Raw genomic sequence first — 16,905 nt, 5'->3', positions numbered from 1 at the left:
TATCCCTATTACCGGATATTTGTAATTTGATGAAGAACTGGAAACGCAAAAAATCGGGCCCTATACTAGACGACAGAATTTTTCCAGTGCAGGTGAGATATGCAAGCTGTCAACGAGGATGTTCTGAACCAGGTTTCCGTTCTATCAGACCTACCCAAACCTGTTCAGACATATCTAAACCGATTCAGCGCTGATTTCCTGCTTCACCGAGGCCGGTTCCACTCCGGTCTTGCGACCCGAGCCAGCGCCTTCCTCTCCACAGACTTCACATTCGGCGGAACTCGCCGTAGGGCCACTTAGGGCGGCCAAACCAAGAGCCAGAAGATTTCTGGCCGCATTTACATCCCGGTCGTGACTGGTTCCACAATCCGGGCAGGTCCACTGACGCACTGCCAACGGCATTTTTTCCTGAATCGTTCCGCATACCGAGCAGGTCTTACTCGACGGAAACCAGCGGTCCGCCACGACCACCATCCCGCCGCGCCGCCCAGCCTTGTATTCCAGTTGCCGCCTGAACTCGAAGAAGCTCATGTCGGCAATGGAGCGGGCCAAACGGCGATTCTTGAGCATCCCTCGCACGTTTAAGTCCTCGATGCCGATGGTATGAAACCGCCGGGCAAGGTCGGATGTGAGCTTGTGCAAGGAGTCCGAGCGGATGTTGGCGATGCGGGCATGGAGCCGGGACAGCCTTGCTCTGGCCTTTTTCGCGTTTTCCGACACAGGCAATCGCATCCCTTTTGGAATAGGTTGCCTGTGAGACAGTCCAGCCTTGGCCTTCGCCGCCAGGTGCTTACGCGACAAACTGCGGGATAGCCGTTTTTGCCGCTTGAGCAGTGCCTTATGAGGCTTGGGGCCGACGACTTTTTCTCCCGTAGAGAGCGTTGCCAATGCCGTTACACCTAAATCTACCCCGACTGCGCCTTGGTTCTCGGCGCGGCGTTTGGGTGGTTCTTCGGTGTCTACGGTGATGCTGACAAACCATTTATCCGCCACACGGGAGACGGTGGCCGACATGATTTTGCCAGCAAAGCGCAACGACTCCCGCATGCGTACCCAGCCCAGATTGGGGATGCGGATGCGGGAACCTTCGACGCTAAACTGGTCGTTGGTGAGGGTGAAGCGGTCGTGAACGCCCTTCTTGCGGAATTTCGGGTACTTGGCACGGCCGGCGAAGAAGTTCCTGAACGCCTCGCCCAACTGGATGATGGCCATCTGCGGAGCGTTCTTGGTGACTTCGAGCATCCACGGGAACTGCTCGCGCTTGATGGCGTTCAACTGCCGGCGCAAAGCCGCCTGCGACGGCTTGGGCAGACTGTTGTCGGTCTTCCACGCATCGTACTGCCGTTGCCACTCGGCCAGCGCCCAGTTGTAGGCAAACCGCGCTGTACCCGCAGCGCAGGCGAAGTAGGTCGTCTGGGCATTGTTCGGGTTCAGGGCTATTTTGTGGGCCATCAACATGATGCGGAGTCCTCCACGGCCTTCTTTACGCCATCCAACAGCTTCTGGTTCTTGCGCGAACGGCTGCCATAAAGCCGGGCGCTGAACACCGTGATGATTTCCAGCACATCCTTCGCCAAATCCTCCTCGAAGGTCGTGTCCTCACCCTGATTGAGAATCACCACATCCACATTTTTCGCTTCACAGATAGCAAATACCAGTTCCGCGCCAAAACGCAGCAGGCGGTCCTTGTGGGTGATGACCAGCCGTCCAATTTCGCCGTCGATGACTGCATCGAGTAGCTTCTTCAGTCCTTTCTTGTGATAATTCATGCCAGAGCCAAGGTCGGCGATAACCTCGAATGTCCAGCCCTGACGGGCGCAATAGAGTTCCAGCACCTGCTTCTGCCGTTCCAAGTCGTCTTTCTGGTCATGGCTGGAGACACGAGCATAGGCAACCGTGTGACGAGCCGCATCCGCTTCGGCCCGGAACATTTCCGGGCGCAACTTCGCCAAGTCATAGCGGCGATGCCCGCCCGCCGTATGTTCAGCAGCCAGCTTGCCCGTTGCTTCCCATCGGCGCAGGGTCGTAATTGATACACCAAGCGCCGAAGCGGCTTCACCTATGCTCACAAATCTCTCCATTTTGGAAAGTAGAGGTTAGCTTCGGTTAAGTTTCAAGTGAACTGTTCAAGCCCCGAAACCGCCACAAAGGCAACTCGGAAAAAAGTTGTCGGTTCTCTCCGCTAACCGGCTCCGTCGCCAATGCCGTGAATCCTATGGGAAATCCATCCACCGGGAATATCGCATCTTCATCCGATTGCGCGGGAAACCCCGGCATTCATGCCGGGGAGGATAGCGCGGCAAGCGAAGCCTGCCCCATTCCCGCATCTCCTTTGTCCGATGCTATCTTGGTCCATACATACCCATACCCGTCCGACCGCTGAACCCGCGAACAGAAACGGTGATGGATGCCTTGTACTAGATTCGTTCCGGTCTGGATATTGAAACTGCCACTGGCCCGGATAGCGACCCGGCCCAGATAGGTGCCTGCTTTCTTGCCTTTGGTGACGACGGCCTTGACCATATCCCCGGTTTGAAAACCGAACACACTTTTGCTCCGGGTGAGATACCCACGCGGAAAACCGTGTTTCGTCAAGCGCGTGCGTTGGTAGCTGCCACGGCCTGTCGCCTTGATGCTCAGTACCGGCTGCTGCCAGTGTTGAAGACCATCGACACGACCCACGCAAGCAGCATCGAGGCAATGCGCTTTCGGCACACTGAACCGCTTACGATTCCACTTCGTTCTGCCGCCGGTGCCGACTTCGACCGGTAGCCCGGTGTCTTTCAGGCACTGAAACAATGCCCAACGGGTACTGTTCACTGCTGCCGCATCGCGCAATGGCTTTTTGGCCTGAGCCAGAATCTGATGCAGTTTTCCCGGCTTTTCGACTAAAAACTGCTCAACAGAACCATTCCCTTTACGCTGGTTGCAGGTATGGCAGGCCAGTGCGAGATTGCTCACCCGGTCACTGCCGCCCTTGGATTTGGGATGGATATGGTCGATGGTGAGCGGCGTATGCTCCGCATCGCAGTACGCGCACTTTCGCCCCCATTTCTCCAGCAGATACTCGCGGACCTCATAGCCCGCCAGCGTCCCTTGCTGATATTCAGCACCGGAAATCTCCGGGTTCTGCATCTGCTGCATATCAAAACGCACCAGTTCCTGCGATAACGCTGTTACCGGTGCCCAACGCATGAGCCGTGCTATCCACGCCATGGTCGTATCCACCCGATGTTGCAGGGACGAAGCCAGCCAGCCCTGAGGCTTGGTGCGGTTGTCGAACCGTGCCGGACGGTAACGAAGCTGATTGCGCCGCCGTCTGCGAAAAGCCCGACGACTGGTCAGTTTGTCCCGGATAACATGGCCCCGGTGCTGCAATTCCAGCAGCACCAGAACCACACGGGTTTTCACCATTTCGCCGGTGGCCTGGTCCACAGTTTCGGCTTCGCGGGTGACTGCGAGCCCCGTAGCTTTACTGCCGGGGTCCAGGCAAACACGCACGTCTTGCAGAACAGAATCTTTCTGCAACCTGTCCACCAGTCGGATGGTAAAAGGCACCATTCGATGCACCCGCGCCCGGCCCCGCTCCAGTAGTATCCGTGCCCGTTTCTCCGAACACGGCATCAGTGGTTTGTGACGCTTGTCCAAAACGAATACAGCCATTTGTTGCTCCTATGTCCTTACGGACGCTTGTAACGCGGGCCTTGCGGCCCATCTCCCCTCGGGAATGTCTGTAACCGGCTCTCACCTTTCGGTGACGGCTAGAACCTTCGGCGCTTTACCTTTCGCCAACATGATTCCGGCCTTGCAGAGCGGCGAACTGAGGAAGCATTCGCCGGTGCGTCTTGACGACCTGTTACAAACGTTTGCACGTTACCGCCCGTGCTCCCTGGTCAACCCAGCCTGCGTACTGTCTTGCAAGCTCCGGGCTTCAGCCCGGGGTAGTTGACAAGCGTTGATATCCCGGCGTAACGCAGTAACCGCAGCCGCGGCCTGCGATTCCTCGTGACTCAGGGTTTCCCGGAGGGATTCCAGGAAAACCCGCCACTCCTGAATGGGCAATCGGGTCTGGCGAAACGTCATAGGATTTGTGCAATTACCGTATACAACAGCCAAAGTTCCACGATGGCGCCCACGGCCCATAACAGCAACACATGCATCAGGTCCGAAAACAACCTGCCGAAAATGTCACCGAATCCCCCATTGAAAAGTTTGAAGAAATCCTCTCCCAACGCGAGAAACGTCAGGCCAACGACTATCAACGGAACCACAAACAACAAAATAATGGATATAATCATGTGTTTTCGCGGAAAACCCCGGCAATCCTGCCGGGCAGGGATAGCGCCTGTTCCTGCTCCTCCTTGGTGTTACGGCTATCAGTCTAAAAACGACCCGCAATGGGCAGCTATAGTTCGTTTACCGGAATGTCGGAATTGGCGGGATTCCGAAAATATTGCCGTGTCAGGACATATACGAAAACATTGGCGAAAACCATAACGCAGCCACTCAGGAAGCTCGGCAGGAATCCGGTGGGAATCACCAGGGTCAATACATAAAGCGGTAACACACCCAACTCCATACGCCAGAACAGATGCACACCGGGTGCGGTATAGGCCATCCGCCAGGTGGACATCGACAGCAGTTCCTGAAAACGTTGGGTACCCTCCGCGAACAGATATTTCCAGGCGATGAATCCGGTGGGAATCCCCAGTAACAATCCCACCTGTGTCAACGCCAACAGGGTAATCAGAGAAATGCCCCCCGGAATGGGTGCCGATATCCATAGGGCACCCAGTCCCATGAAAGCGAGTATCAGCAGAAAAAGCATCCAGGATTTTCCGGGGATGCGCCGCAGAAACGCCAGACAGGATTCGGAACTTCTCACGTCCAGCAAATGAATCAATGTCCACAAAAACGGAGTGACGCCTATCGCCAGAACATCCAGTACGGTAAACCGCAAATTACCGGGCAGCCGCCACCACCAGATGTTGGCCAGGGTAAACACCAACCACGGGCCTATCAGATACAGTATCAGCCTGGGCATCAATTGCAGGGATTCCTTCAAGGCTCCCGCGATGGATACTCCGGGTATGACGGTAACGTTCAACCCGTCACTCCCTGTTTCAACCGTCGTTCACGGATACCCGCGCAATGCACACAACGGACTGCGTTTATGGCCAACACCCGCGCTTCCGGTATCTCGTCGCCACAATCGAGACAATACCGGATACCGTCCGCTTCGTCCGGCATTTCCACCTGCCGGTTACGATGTTTCGAAAGAATATGACTGCGCTCCAAATCTTCCAAATCTGAAGCCTGTTCAAAAATGTCCGGCATCAAGCCTCCTGCAAATGTCAAAAACTGCCGGAAATTCCGGCAGTCCCGCAAACCCGTACGCCGAGTTTTTCGCGTGAATTAGGGGTAAATTAAAAATAAACCCGCACACCAGCGCCTACGCTTACCTGATTCGTCTGGCTGGCCGGTTCAAAAATTCCCGGAATATTGGCGGCCCCACCCGTATAATGCAGATGTGCATAGCCGATATCCCCATACAGCCCCACCACCTTGTTCAACCGGTAATTGGCGGATAACCCCACAGATTCAGAAGCCGAATCACCGAAGGGCGCATCGATAACCTCGCCAGGACGCAACACCGGAAAGTCATAAGCCCGCACATGCCCACCCACAATCAAATCCGCATGGATATTGGCTCCCACGACAAACCGTGAGTTCAATGCGTAATAGGCGCTGACACCCAATCCCGCATATTCATTGCTGTACACTTCATCATAACCTCCGGCCCCCATCAAATTGCGATTCCAATGCCGGTAACCACCGCTCACATAAGGCACTACGGCCCCATTACGCCCGAAATAAAACGGCACTCCGAGTTTCCCGCCTACCGTATAAAAATGGGCATCATCCAATGTCCGGAAATTTCCCGCCTTATAAGTCATGTTCGCGCCGGAATGCGCATAGTTGAGCCCCATATACAGCGGCACCCCCAAAACATCCGGCGTGCCAGAAACCGTAAAGGCATATCCCGGAACAAAACCCGTTTCCGCATCCGAAGGCCCATATCCTTCAGGAGCTGCCTCCTGATAGTTCATGAAACTGCCCGCAAACCCAACAGATACGGAATTCAACTGGGCCTCAATCGGATTCGACAACGATGCCGTACTCGCCATCGCCGCGCCGGAAACAGCCAAACCCAAAGTCATCGTGACAGCCAACATTGTTTTGTTAATCAATGGTCTTTTCGCGGAAACCTGAAACCCGTCTTCAGGCCGGGATGGCACCGACTCCGCTCCTCCTTAGTGAAAAAGCCATCCTTGAGAGGGTCTTTACCGGAAACGGAATATTGGAGAGGAGATGCCGCTCCTGAACCACCCGACATCCGACAACAGAACTATCAGAAATGCCCGTACCGCACCTTCCAGATGCCATATCCCCGGCTATCCTGGCTTTGTAGCCGCAAACAGCGTGACAATCCTGTTTGGGCATTGAACACGACATCTTTTTCGATGACCCAGGATATGCGGTAGTGCCGCAACCGTTGGCAGAGAACCATTCCTTTGGGCGGCGTCTTCCCGGCCAGATAAAGCCCGAGAAGCTGTATCTTTCGGCGGGTATATCCCAGTTCGCAAGCGGGCGCGAATCGCAATTCCGGATTTTCATACAATGCGAAATATTCCTGGGGGCCTAATGTGGACAATACCCGCTGGCCGGGTTTCGCGTCGTGTACCACCAGTTTGGGCAATGCGGTGGACGGGATGTTGGATGGAACCAGAAAGAACAGACAGATTACACTGAACAGCACTACGGGAAGATTGATTCTTTCGTAAATGAAAGCCGGCAACATGCGCACCACCAACAGCAGCATCAAGGGCGCGAGAACATCGATATATCGGGTCATGTCCGGCAGCACAAACCACAGCAGCAGCAACACGAAGGGTAACAGGGTCTTGTCCGGCACATCCTTGATTCGGTAGGCATAAACCAATGTCACAATACCCACGAGCATCATGACACTTTTGCCGAACGTCCATAAGGGCGCGTCCTCCGCTATCGACACCACCCGATGGCCGATGGCGGTATGCAAACCGAAAAACCACGCAAACCAGTCAATCTGAAATCCGGATAACCAATACGCGGAAAAGATGACCAGAAGAACCCCACCGGAATATGCCCGTTGTTTCCAGGGAACCTGCGCCAGGGCCACCATGGGGATGTAAATGAGGGATAACCAGTACATCGGAATGAAGCACCCCATGGCCAACGTGAAAACCACCAGTCCCCATACGCTGTCCACCAGAAATGCGGAAATCCCCAGCAAGGCCCCCAGATTTTCCGGGCGCGCCTGAACGATACGGCTGGTGAATCCCGGCATGGCCCAGAGTGCCGCTACGGCAAGAGCGATAACCGTCCACACCGCCAGGGTCTCCGCCTTGGGGGCCGCCAGCCGAATGGCTTTGCGAAAGGCCAGCACCGGAATAATCGACCAGCCCACCACCAAGGCATACTGCACCGGCAAGTACGCGTATTTCAGAGGCAGATACCGGTATAGCCACTGCAACCCCCAGCTCCACACGTAACTGGTATCCCCGTTCCTGAGCCGGGGACTCCCCCAATACAGATTCCGGTAATCATAGTGATGCAGAAATGCCGTCATCTCGCGCAACAGGTCATCGGGCGGAGCCGGTGAAGCCAGCACGTAAAACAATACCGGAATCGCAAAAATCAGGATACGAATAAACAGCGCCCGATGTTCTTTCAACCCGGAATAAAAGGTTTCCGCAATTTCCCTGCGAATCTCCGGAAACAGGAGCAGACAGAGAAGAATGGGGCCTATGGCCCATTTGGTCATAATGAGGCCAATAGCGGTCAGCGTGGCGAATACAATGCCCCGTTGCGTGACGTTGGAACTGGATACCATCAAAGAATCCTCAAGGTGTGAACGTGTTGTCATCCGGTTTACCGGAAACTGCATTTTGGTGGGCTCAACCCTTTTGCCAGCAGTCTGCGATGATGGTTTCCACCTTCATGGGAACCCCATAGGGAGACAGCAAACGTTCACCCGATGCCAAGATGGCCTGTTCCAGTCGTGCCGCATGTGTTTCCGCAACCTCCGAAGGGGCTTCCATCACCAATTCATCGTGAACCTGATTGATGGTGCAAGCGTAGGTGTCCGGGTAGGACTGTCGCAAACTCTCCACGGCATTCATGAGAATATCGCTGCCGGTACCCTGGTTGGGGTAATTGAGCGCCGTGAATTTCGACGTGGCGATGAGCGGACGTCCGGACAAGGTGTGCGTCCGCCACAAGGGGCAGTTCCGCGATACGACTTTCCCGTTCTCGCGAAACCGGCACGGTTCCAGAGCATACGCCTGTTTCTGAAACTCGGTCAGCAATACCATCAACTCCACTTCCGGATAGGCGTCGAACCATTGCAGCCGCAATTTCAGGGCTTCCTGGTAAGCGTACCGATGCTGTTCCTCCGGGGACATCGCTTCCGCATTTTCAGGTAGGAAATGGACATCCCAGTTTTTCTTGCAATAATTCAGGAACCCTTGCGTGCCCATGCCATACTGCAATCCCAGGTTCGCCACTTTCCCCAGTTTGCGATAACTGCCCAGTTCCTCCTTCAAGGCTTCGTTTTCCCGCGAATAATCTTCCGGAGTGACACACGCGGAGAAACGCCCGGCAACATCCAGTCCACGCAGTTTGGCCGCAGTCCAGGAATGAATGTCCACCCCGGCGCGGAAGGCCACGCGCAAGGAGGAGTACGCGCCGTCTTCCTCCAGATTGTGATAAATGCTCCACAAGGCGTTCGCCAGTCGCATTTCTTGCAGTTCACGGCGAGAATCCAGAAAATCGTACAGGGAATCCTGAAAATCCGGAGAATCCTCTTCCGGGATACCCTGAAGCCTCTCGTCGTATTGCCCGGAGTACCGTATCAAAGTCTGCAAACTATAGGGTTTCCGCGGGTTGTTGGCCTTACCTATGGCTTTATCCCATACGTCTTCCAAATACCTCCGGGAAGATGGGCGTATCTCTTTCGGATGAAGACAGAAATCGTTCAGGATTCCCTGTACTCTTTCCTGAGTGGACAACCCATCACCCGTCTTGCTGAAACGCAATTCCTGCTGCGTCCGTACCGCCAATGCCGCACCCACCCGCACATCCAGCGCCGACACGTCAGAAGCGATAATCTTGTGTCCCTCGCCTCGCGTGATGAATGCCCGGAACACTTTCTCTCCAGGCACCTGCTGCATATTGGGTTCGGAGCAGGACAGGCGGGCGGTGGCCGTTGCCGGCGAAAACAACGGGTGAATACGGGCATCCCGCCGGGAGAAACGCAAATAGGTTTTGGCCATTTTCACCAGCTTTTTGATTTCGTTGATACTCTTCCATTCCTGATAGAACACCAAAGCGTCGGGATTACGCGTGATTTCCGCTCCCCGCAGGTCCTTGACGCCAATCTTGTAAGCCTGGGTTCTTTCGGTTCTGGCAACCCGGACATTCAGCGTACCTTCCAGGAATTCTCCCAGGAATTGACGCAGGGAAGCCCTGATGCCCGCATTCATGTTCAGGAAATCCTCCCTATACACCGCGAGTTCGGGGTATGCGTCCAACAACCGCGTCACGCATTCCTCCAGATGGATTTTTTCCTGCTCTTCATAGGCCAATACCGCGTTTTCCGAGAACGGCTGTCCACGCAGAAACCAGTCGGACAGGATACGCGGTATCTGCAACCAGGTGGACACGGTGGTATCCACCCGGCTCCAGGTATCCTCCGTCTGGTCATAACTGGCGAATTCGAATGCCTGTAACGTCGATACGGGGGCATCCACGAAACGCAATACCCAGTCAGCCACGGAACCCTGAATGTCTGCCGCAAACCGCAGCCACGCATGCAGGGCCACCACATCCATTTTCGCATACGCCAACGCTTCCGGACTCAAATCCGGAACCACCCAGTTGGCGGGTTTCTGGTACTGCTTGTCCAGAGAGCGACTCGCCGAAGAATCGTTCTCCCGTTCCTCGGTATCCGGGTTGTCATCCTCTCCGGATGGGGATGCGGCACATCCGTCTTCGAGCAATGTCTCCGCATCCCGTCGTGTGGTAGCGGTATACATGTCCTCAAACAGGTCATTCAAACGGAAACCACCCCGGGAGGCACTCACCTTCGGACGAATCAACCGCACCAACAACAGGGTATCCAGGGCGTATTCCGGACAATCCGGCGTTTCCCCGGTTATCTGGAAACAGGTATGTCGCATCCAGTTCAGGTCGAACGTGATGTTGTGCCCCACCAACACCTTTTTCCGAAGTACCATGGTCAACAAATGGCGGGTGGTTTCCACAGACACCTTGTCGAGGTCGAAAACCCGGGTTTCCAGTTTTCCCCCGCATTCATAACCCAAGGTCAGAACCCGCAACCGCAAACGGGTATCCGCAGGAACCCGCAACCGCGTTTGTACGGGCTTGGAATCCGGGGTCAGCCCCGTTGTTTCCGTATCCACATACACCACGGAAGTCCCGGCAAGTCCCGACAGAAAACGCTCAGATTCCGCGTCCGTGGCCGCAGCTCCCACCGCTGGAGTCCCAGGGGACTCCTCGGGAACTACCACCAGAGCTGTTCCAGACGGAGTGACGCCCCCCGCATCGGATTCCGCCATGGCATCCCGTAACGGCAGCTCCGACAAGGGCCGGGACAACGGCAGACACACCAAAGCGGTTCCCGGTACGGTAATATCCCGCTCATCAGATGCCGTTTGCTCCAGGGCGTTTCGCGGAGACGACTCCGGCAGTACCCGCTTCAACGGCAAGCACCCCAGGGAATTCAGCGGAGGAAGCACCCTCTCCAATTCCCGGAAATCAATTCCCGCCGTGTATATACTGGATATACGCATCAAAGTTGTCCGAAATCGTCGGGGTATGCCGACGGATGTATGACGATGGACGAGAGCGGCACATGGGGTACCAGACGAATGGCGTAGGGTGCCTTGCGATAGGTATAGGCGTGACGGTTTCGCATGAGTTTTCGCGCCTGTCCGGGATGAACCCGCCCCAGATATTCGCCGGTAGCCGCATGAATGGCCACCCAGACTGTTTTTTTCGACATCTCCAACTCCCTGGCTTGCGCCGTAGATGAAATATCCCACCTGAACTCAGGCGGGATACTTTTTACCGGAAATGTCGAATTGGCCGGTCATGATTTCGACGTAGCCCGGGTTTCATGGGGGGCACCGGTGCCGGACTGTGCCGGAGCGGGGGTTTTCCCGAACAGCACCTTGAGCACCTGGGAGGAGGTTACCGGCTGCTGTTCCGGGTTTTCGTCCATGGGCAGCCCGTCCAGGTCGGTTTTCAGGTGTTTCTCCACCCCCAGGCGCCAGGACAGGAAAAAGTTGTACAACCGACTTTCCAGTGTGGCTCCCGTGGTGAGCCCCGCGCTGACCCGAATCCATATTTTCCCCGGCAGATGCAGGAACAGACTCGGAACTATCTTCACGTGCAGGATTTCCGCAGGCAACCGGGACTCTTTCGGCGGAATGCATTTTTTCTTGAACCAGGTATCGCATCGCCCCTTGATGGACGCGTCCCACACCGGAAAGTGCGTGGACTGCTCAAACCAGATGAGCGGGGTCACTTGCGCATGACAGAACTGGCAGTTCTGTTTGGTGAACAAGATGAGCTGCCCGTGAAACCTTCGAATGGCATCCCAGGCCGCCTGATGATTGAATTTCTTCCAGTCCATCGACAAGTCGATGCCATATTCGGAAATGGGACTTTGCGCCTTTGGGAAGAGGGAAGGGTGGTTCACCATGTTCAATCGCCAGACGTTGCCCGCATACAACGCCTGGTTCACCACCCACTTGGTGTATCTTTGCACATTCAGTACCGCGCGTGGTTTTCCGGGATGCATGGCCATATACCGAATCAGGACGTGGCGCTCCTTCGCCTGCATGGCGAAACTGTCCGGAGTGACGAACCCGCACTTCTGGGTCCAGGTGGCTGCGGTGGTACAGGGCGGTATCCTTTTTACGGGCTTCACCGGTTTTTTCAAGGGCGGTTTCGATGTTTTCGGCGGAACGGTTTTCGGAGTCATCGTCAGCAAGGTTTTGGGGGCTTTCGGGTGATGCTGGTAAAACCAGTATCCCACGCCGGCATTCTGTTCATAGACGGGTATGGCGTACGCCAGCGGCGGGAATATCCACAGTGCCGCGAACATGCCGATACCCATCCAACGCGCAGTCAAGTTATACCCACCCGTTCAACCAGTTGAAGATGCCGTTCAGATTGACATGCCAGAGGAGAAATACCCGTCCCACCAGTTGGGAATACCTGTCGAGACCATAATACCGGCTGTCAAAGGAATCCTTGACCCGTTGGGACATGCCGTAGAAATATCCCGGCGGAATGGTGTAATCGTGCCAATCCTTTTCCGCATACGTCAGAATGCGGGTTTTCGGTAAATATCCCGGAATATAGGTGTAACGATGCCCCAGCAAGTGCCACCGCGTGCCGTGTGGGTCTCGCTCATACACATTCTTCCCCACCACATTGAGTATGTCCCCCGGAATGGCCCCCACTTTCTTTATGGCCTGATTTCCCGTTCTATAGGGGGCCTGACGGTAAAAGGCGCATTTACCGTCCAGTAACGGACAAACATACCGAAAATCTATCCGCTCCCCACGATGCAACACCGGATGCGATGACGCAAATTCTTCCAGAAAATAGATGCCTCTCGGCTCGGAACGCGTGTCGTTGTACAACAGCCGATAAGGGGAAGCCATGCACAAATGAAAAAGCACCCAGAAAACAAAAAATCCACCAACGAGTGCGATAAGCTGCTTGCCCGCACGATGGTTCCAGACCCGATGAATTGCGCTACCCTGTAGCGATAAAGACATGGTACGTATACCGGAAAACCCGGCCACTGCGGACGGCAAGGCCAGGTGGGGATAGCCACCCGTTCCGGCTTCTCCCTGGTGTTGGGCTATCCTTGTTGTTTGTTCAGGGCAGCGCGTTCAGCGTTTTCTGCCGGTTCAACCGCTCTATCTGTTGCCGCCCCTTTTGGGCAGCCATCAGTTTCTGCTGGTTCATGTAGTTTTCCAGCGGGGCGTAACCGTCTGTGGGAGCCTGCGCCAACAGTTTGCGCATGCTGACCCGGGCCGCATCAACGGGAAGCCCCAGCTTGCGCAACACCTGGTCCGTAATGTCCACGGACGGGCCTCCCACTATCGCCTGCTTCACCACCACCAGATGGTTCCGCGCGTATCTTTCGGTAATCCGGCGCAAGGTGTGGTTGACCCGAAACAACTCGGTCTCGGCGCTCGAAAAACTGGCCGGGCCTCGCGCCTCACCCCTGGACAGGATAACGCGTTCCGCATTCACCACACGGGCAACATTCAAGGTATAAACTTCATTGGCCGGAACCACGAAGTGCAGATAGGCCACGGAAGCCGCCGCCCCCATGAGGCCCCCCAACACAGCGGAAACCACGGTGGATTTGACCGACATGATTAGTGACCCTTGGCCTCAGCCACCAGGTGCCCTACCAAAGTGGCGCTATACCCATCCATTACCTTCCAATGCCCATGAGACCGATAAAGGATACCCGGCGTACCGCTCAACCCCAAGTCGCTCGTCAACATCTTCCAGTGATGCGCCAGCACTTTACGAATAGCCGGAGAAACGGCAACTGGCTTGATGCCCCCCTCTTCAGCCCGCTCGTTGAAGTGATTCTCATCGTACTCATACGCCGTTTCCCGATTCTTCGCGGTAAGTACCGCCGCCGCCTTGCCCGGACTGGATGGTTTCAGAAAGGCTACCGGAACCACCTGAACATAGGCATCGCCCGATTGCACATAAGGCTTGGCAGATACCTCGAAAAGATGACAGAAGATACAATTCATGTCTTCAAACGCATAGATATGTACCGGAGCCTTGGGATTACCCCAGTCAATCAGGTACTTCGAGTGTGCCAGTTCATCCACCACCTTGTTCACCCGGGGCTTGGGCGCGAACTTGCGGGTGTACAGCGCACTCAGGTTGGCCCCTTCCGGAGTCACCAGGGCACCCATGAACACATAACCCCCATCCGTGTAAACCACCGCCCCCTTGGGACCTACCTGTGGAGAGGTGATATACCATCCGGTCATTCCCGGAACCGGTGTCTTGAACTGGTGTTCAATCTTCCCGTGCGACATGCGGACGAAACGATTGAGCATCGCCGGCGGATGCAATCCCGCCGCAGTGGCTATCGCCGGTACAAAAGCCAACGCCAGAGAGGCCACCAGTTTTCTTGTGCTTACCATGCTATTTGCTCCCTTGAAAAGTTGATTGATGGTACAAGTGAAATCGTACGACTCCATTACCGGAAAGCCCTATTTGGCCGGAGGGCTCAAAACGATAAAGTGTGGCCGTGATGGGTGAAAGCTTACCCGCACCAATCGGGAACCTTGCGGAATTCCCGTAGAAAATACCGGCTTGCGACGGGTAATGGTTGTGGATGTTCCCGCATAATTACGCCAGGCGGAAAATACCCGTTGCGCATATCCATAACCCGCAGGCAGATTGTGGACCCCGGCATTATAACCTTCCGCCGCCGTGAACCAGTTTCCCGTGTCATCGTAAGCTTCCCGAAGAATGTACGCGCCCACACTGATGTTGACACAAGGACGCGTCAGCAAAACATTTCGCGTAATGCCATACCGATGCAACCATGGAAGATGCACACTGTTGATTTGGGCCCACCCCAAATCCTGTGTGCCATTACTGTCATAATCTATGACGTCATAACCGCCACCTTCGGTATGCAGAATCCCCAACATTTCACCGTAAGGGACCCCATACCTGTTTGCGGCCTTATAGGCGCAAACCTTGGCGAATTCCGGTACGTGAAACACCGGAATCAACCATTGATGAAACCGGCCTGTGCCTCCACGATGTAGTAATCGTGGCCGTCCACCATACGCTTGACCCCCTGGAGACGCCCCGTGACAGAAATGTTCTTTCCCTTTTCAAAAACTTCCGGCGCCGTTTTCTCCAGCAAATATCGCGGAATGCGAATGGCAATAATCGGCGTAAAGAAACTGGGAATGGCCGCACCACGAATTTCATCCTCTTCCCGCTCGGAAGCCCGCACCCAAATCATGGCCGCGCCGGTTTTCCGGATTTCTGAACGTACGATGTCGCCTACAATGTTGAATGTATTTAGCATATCACTCTTTCGCGGATACCCGGTTCAACCGGGCCGGGATAGCTGCCGACTCCGCATTCCTTGTCTGAAAACAAGCTATCTTTACCTACGGTATCCTTATTACTGAAATCTCCATATTCGGAATGATGAAAACGGGGAGTTCCAAGAGAATTTTGGAGAGAAACCCACCGAATAATGCGCTTTTCTGGGGGTGCCATCGTGGTCTCCGGGATGTAACCAGCACGCGAAAACCAAAGCCGGACCCCACAAATACACAATGGCAAATACGGGAAATACCAGATTGGCGGGCAACAACCACCCGGCCAGCATCACCGGCAGCCACAACAATCCCACGAGTTTGTTTCTCAACGATTTGTGCGCCGAAAGAAACAGCAGAGAGTCCATGACGCTACCCTGGGGACTCGAACCCAGGTCCAAAGCCGCCCACAACGCGAAAAACGGAATCTCGAACCACCAATACGGCGTGGCCAGGGCATAACCTGCCGTTGGCAAGACCGAATAATAAGGGTTTCCATAAAACAACCCCATCAGGAAATAAAAGCCCACGTTGATGATTCCCACGAAACTCGCCTGGAACAGTACCGACATCCACAATTCGTCCCGGTGAATCTCCCGCACCTGCGCCGGACCCAGGCGATTTCGGGCCAGGGCTATTCGATACAGGCCATATCCCAGTGCCAATATCGGAAAAACGGAAATCAACGCGTAAGGCGTGTGCATGGCCGCCAAAAACAGAACTACCGCCAGCCCCGCCACGTTCGGCAGCAACGAGTGAATGAATCCGAATATCAGCGTTTGTCGAAAATCTCCCAGATAATCCTGATGTGGCATTGTTGATTCCTTTAGAACAGTTGTTCGATATCCTTCATCCAGATATTCGGCACATTCTGATTCAAAGGGGATTTCAACCCGGAAAGGGTCTGTTTCCTGGGATTCCACGCATGGGTGGAAATATCCAGGCCGGGATACCCCCAAACCTGTAACAACCCCTCTGCCGCCAGAGCCCGTCGCAAATAACGGGTTATGCGCGGAGAACAATGGGTACCGACCATGACATGCACGTCCGGAGCATTGCCGGAAATCGCCGCACGGCTGACATAAATCTGCCCGCAAGACAGGGAAGTGCCGGTAAACACATATTGGGAAAGTTTGCGGTCGAACGGGTCTCCCGTGCTCCCGGACATCAGTGTGTCCCGCAAATTTCGCGGTATTCCGGATTGCGCCGACAGCACGGCCTCGAACGCATCGTCCACCGCCAGTTGCGCATTCCCCGCTATCTCTGCCGCATGATGTCGCACGTCGCGGGTGGCCAGATTGTGCCAGATGAGATAGCTCAGAAAAAACGCTACCCCCAACACCACCAGCCAGAATATCCATTTCAGAAAGTTCAGCATGCAGTGATTACCGGAAACTGGATATTCGAAATGCCCCGGACAAGGGAAGACCCACAACAGACGTTGTGGGTCGGGTGTTGAACCACCTGCCTTCATTATCGGAGAAAGCTATCCGTGTGTTTCCCGGCATCCAGGCCGGACCCTCGCCAAATGGGCGAGGCCGCTCGATAACACAAGACTGTTTTCAGGGGCAGTCAACCAAGGTACAGCAGCACATCTACGTGGAGGGGATTAACCCGGGCGTAGGGACTTGCAAACAGCTCAAGCACCACACTCCCGGGA

19 protein-coding genes are annotated in these 16,905 nt (G+C 55.1%); 1 reads left to right on the top strand and 18 read right to left on the bottom strand.

Going from position 1 to position 16,905, the window contains the following annotated elements; genetic code table 11:
- Positions 1-174: 174 nt before the first annotated feature.
- The 7 genes from ACJU26_RS09250 to ACJU26_RS09220 all read right to left on the bottom strand — a co-directional run bounded on the left by ACJU26_RS09250 (position 175) and on the right by ACJU26_RS09220 (position 6,110).
- Positions 175-1,458 carry an RNA-guided endonuclease InsQ/TnpB family protein gene (locus ACJU26_RS09250; protein ID WP_414039404.1) on the bottom strand — a complete coding sequence of 428 codons (1,284 nt, stop codon included), beginning with the start codon at positions 1,456-1,458 and terminating at the stop codon, positions 175-177.
- Positions 1,452-2,081, bottom strand: coding sequence for an IS607 family transposase (locus ACJU26_RS09245; RefSeq protein WP_414039403.1), 630 nt, complete (start codon positions 2,079-2,081; stop codon positions 1,452-1,454). Before ACJU26_RS09245 ends, ACJU26_RS09250 begins: the two co-directional genes overlap by 7 nt.
- Positions 2,082-2,277: 196 nt before the next feature.
- Positions 2,278-3,663: an RNA-guided endonuclease IscB gene (gene iscB / locus ACJU26_RS09240; protein WP_414039402.1), complete on the bottom strand. Its 1,386-nt coding sequence runs from the start codon at positions 3,661-3,663 to the stop codon at positions 2,278-2,280.
- 210 nt (positions 3,664-3,873) lie between these two features.
- On the bottom strand, positions 3,874-4,083 hold the full coding sequence (locus tag ACJU26_RS09235) for a hypothetical protein (protein WP_414039401.1): 210 nt from the start codon (positions 4,081-4,083) through the stop codon (positions 3,874-3,876).
- Between the two features lie 322 nt (positions 4,084-4,405).
- Positions 4,406-5,107: a hypothetical protein gene (locus tag ACJU26_RS09230; RefSeq protein ID WP_414039400.1), complete on the bottom strand. Its 702-nt coding sequence runs from the start codon at positions 5,105-5,107 to the stop codon at positions 4,406-4,408.
- Complete coding sequence (locus ACJU26_RS09225) at positions 5,104-5,337, bottom strand: TraR/DksA C4-type zinc finger protein (RefSeq protein WP_414039399.1); 234 nt, start codon at positions 5,335-5,337, stop codon at positions 5,104-5,106. Before ACJU26_RS09225 ends, ACJU26_RS09230 begins: the two co-directional genes overlap by 4 nt.
- 89 nt (positions 5,338-5,426) lie before the next feature.
- Positions 5,427-6,110 carry a hypothetical protein gene (locus tag ACJU26_RS09220; protein ID WP_414039398.1) on the bottom strand — a complete coding sequence of 228 codons (684 nt, stop codon included), beginning with the start codon at positions 6,108-6,110 and terminating at the stop codon, positions 5,427-5,429.
- On the opposite strand from ACJU26_RS09220, the gene ACJU26_RS09215 reads away from it, so the two are divergent.
- Positions 6,109-6,273, top strand: coding sequence for a hypothetical protein (locus ACJU26_RS09215; protein ID WP_414039397.1), 165 nt, complete (start codon positions 6,109-6,111; stop codon positions 6,271-6,273). The two genes, ACJU26_RS09220 and ACJU26_RS09215, sit on opposite strands and share 2 nt — an antisense overlap.
- A gap of 139 nt (positions 6,274-6,412) precedes the next feature.
- Here the strand turns inward: ACJU26_RS09215 and ACJU26_RS09210 are convergent, their stop codons facing one another.
- The 11 genes from ACJU26_RS09210 to ACJU26_RS09160 all read right to left on the bottom strand — a co-directional run bounded on the left by ACJU26_RS09210 (position 6,413) and on the right by ACJU26_RS09160 (position 16,623).
- Positions 6,413-7,936 (bottom strand): hypothetical protein, encoded by a 1,524-nt coding sequence (locus ACJU26_RS09210; RefSeq protein WP_414039396.1) that lies wholly within the window; start codon positions 7,934-7,936, stop codon positions 6,413-6,415.
- A 64-nt stretch (positions 7,937-8,000) separates the two neighbouring features.
- Complete coding sequence (locus ACJU26_RS09205) at positions 8,001-10,916, bottom strand: DNA polymerase (RefSeq protein ID WP_414039395.1); 2,916 nt, start codon at positions 10,914-10,916, stop codon at positions 8,001-8,003.
- Positions 10,916-11,128, bottom strand: a complete 213-nt coding sequence (locus ACJU26_RS09200; protein ID WP_414039394.1) for a hypothetical protein — start codon at positions 11,126-11,128, stop codon at positions 10,916-10,918. Before ACJU26_RS09200 ends, ACJU26_RS09205 begins: the two co-directional genes overlap by 1 nt.
- A gap of 87 nt (positions 11,129-11,215) precedes the next feature.
- Positions 11,216-12,262: a conjugal transfer protein TraF gene (gene traF, locus ACJU26_RS09195; protein WP_414039393.1), complete on the bottom strand. Its 1,047-nt coding sequence runs from the start codon at positions 12,260-12,262 to the stop codon at positions 11,216-11,218.
- Between the two features lies 1 nt (position 12,263).
- A complete protein-coding gene (locus ACJU26_RS09190) occupies positions 12,264-12,917 on the bottom strand; it encodes a S26 family signal peptidase (RefSeq protein ID WP_414039392.1) in 654 nt (217 codons plus the stop codon).
- Positions 12,918-13,020: 103 nt separating this feature from the next.
- A complete protein-coding gene (locus ACJU26_RS09185; protein WP_414039391.1) occupies positions 13,021-13,527 on the bottom strand; it encodes a hypothetical protein in 507 nt (168 codons plus the stop codon).
- Positions 13,528-13,529: 2 nt separating this feature from the next.
- Complete coding sequence (dsbG, locus tag ACJU26_RS09180) at positions 13,530-14,324, bottom strand: thiol:disulfide interchange protein DsbG (protein WP_414039390.1); 795 nt, start codon at positions 14,322-14,324, stop codon at positions 13,530-13,532.
- A gap of 69 nt (positions 14,325-14,393) precedes the next feature.
- Positions 14,394-14,915: a lytic transglycosylase domain-containing protein gene (locus ACJU26_RS09175; protein ID WP_414039389.1), complete on the bottom strand. Its 522-nt coding sequence runs from the start codon at positions 14,913-14,915 to the stop codon at positions 14,394-14,396.
- 5 nt (positions 14,916-14,920) lie between these two features.
- Positions 14,921-15,229: a hypothetical protein gene (locus ACJU26_RS09170; RefSeq protein ID WP_414039388.1), complete on the bottom strand. Its 309-nt coding sequence runs from the start codon at positions 15,227-15,229 to the stop codon at positions 14,921-14,923.
- A 99-nt stretch (positions 15,230-15,328) separates the two neighbouring features.
- A complete protein-coding gene (locus ACJU26_RS09165) occupies positions 15,329-16,060 on the bottom strand; it encodes a hypothetical protein (RefSeq protein WP_414039387.1) in 732 nt (243 codons plus the stop codon).
- A gap of 11 nt (positions 16,061-16,071) precedes the next feature.
- On the bottom strand, positions 16,072-16,623 hold the full coding sequence (locus tag ACJU26_RS09160; RefSeq protein ID WP_414039386.1) for a hypothetical protein: 552 nt from the start codon (positions 16,621-16,623) through the stop codon (positions 16,072-16,074).
- Positions 16,624-16,905 lie beyond the last annotated feature (282 nt).

The organism is Acidithiobacillus sp. M4-SHS-6 (assembly GCF_047421495.1).
Taxonomy (GTDB): Bacteria; Pseudomonadota; Gammaproteobacteria; order Acidithiobacillales; family Acidithiobacillaceae; genus Acidithiobacillus.
The sequence above is the reverse complement of the archived record's forward strand: the minus strand, read 5'-3'. Positions and strand labels throughout refer to the sequence as shown.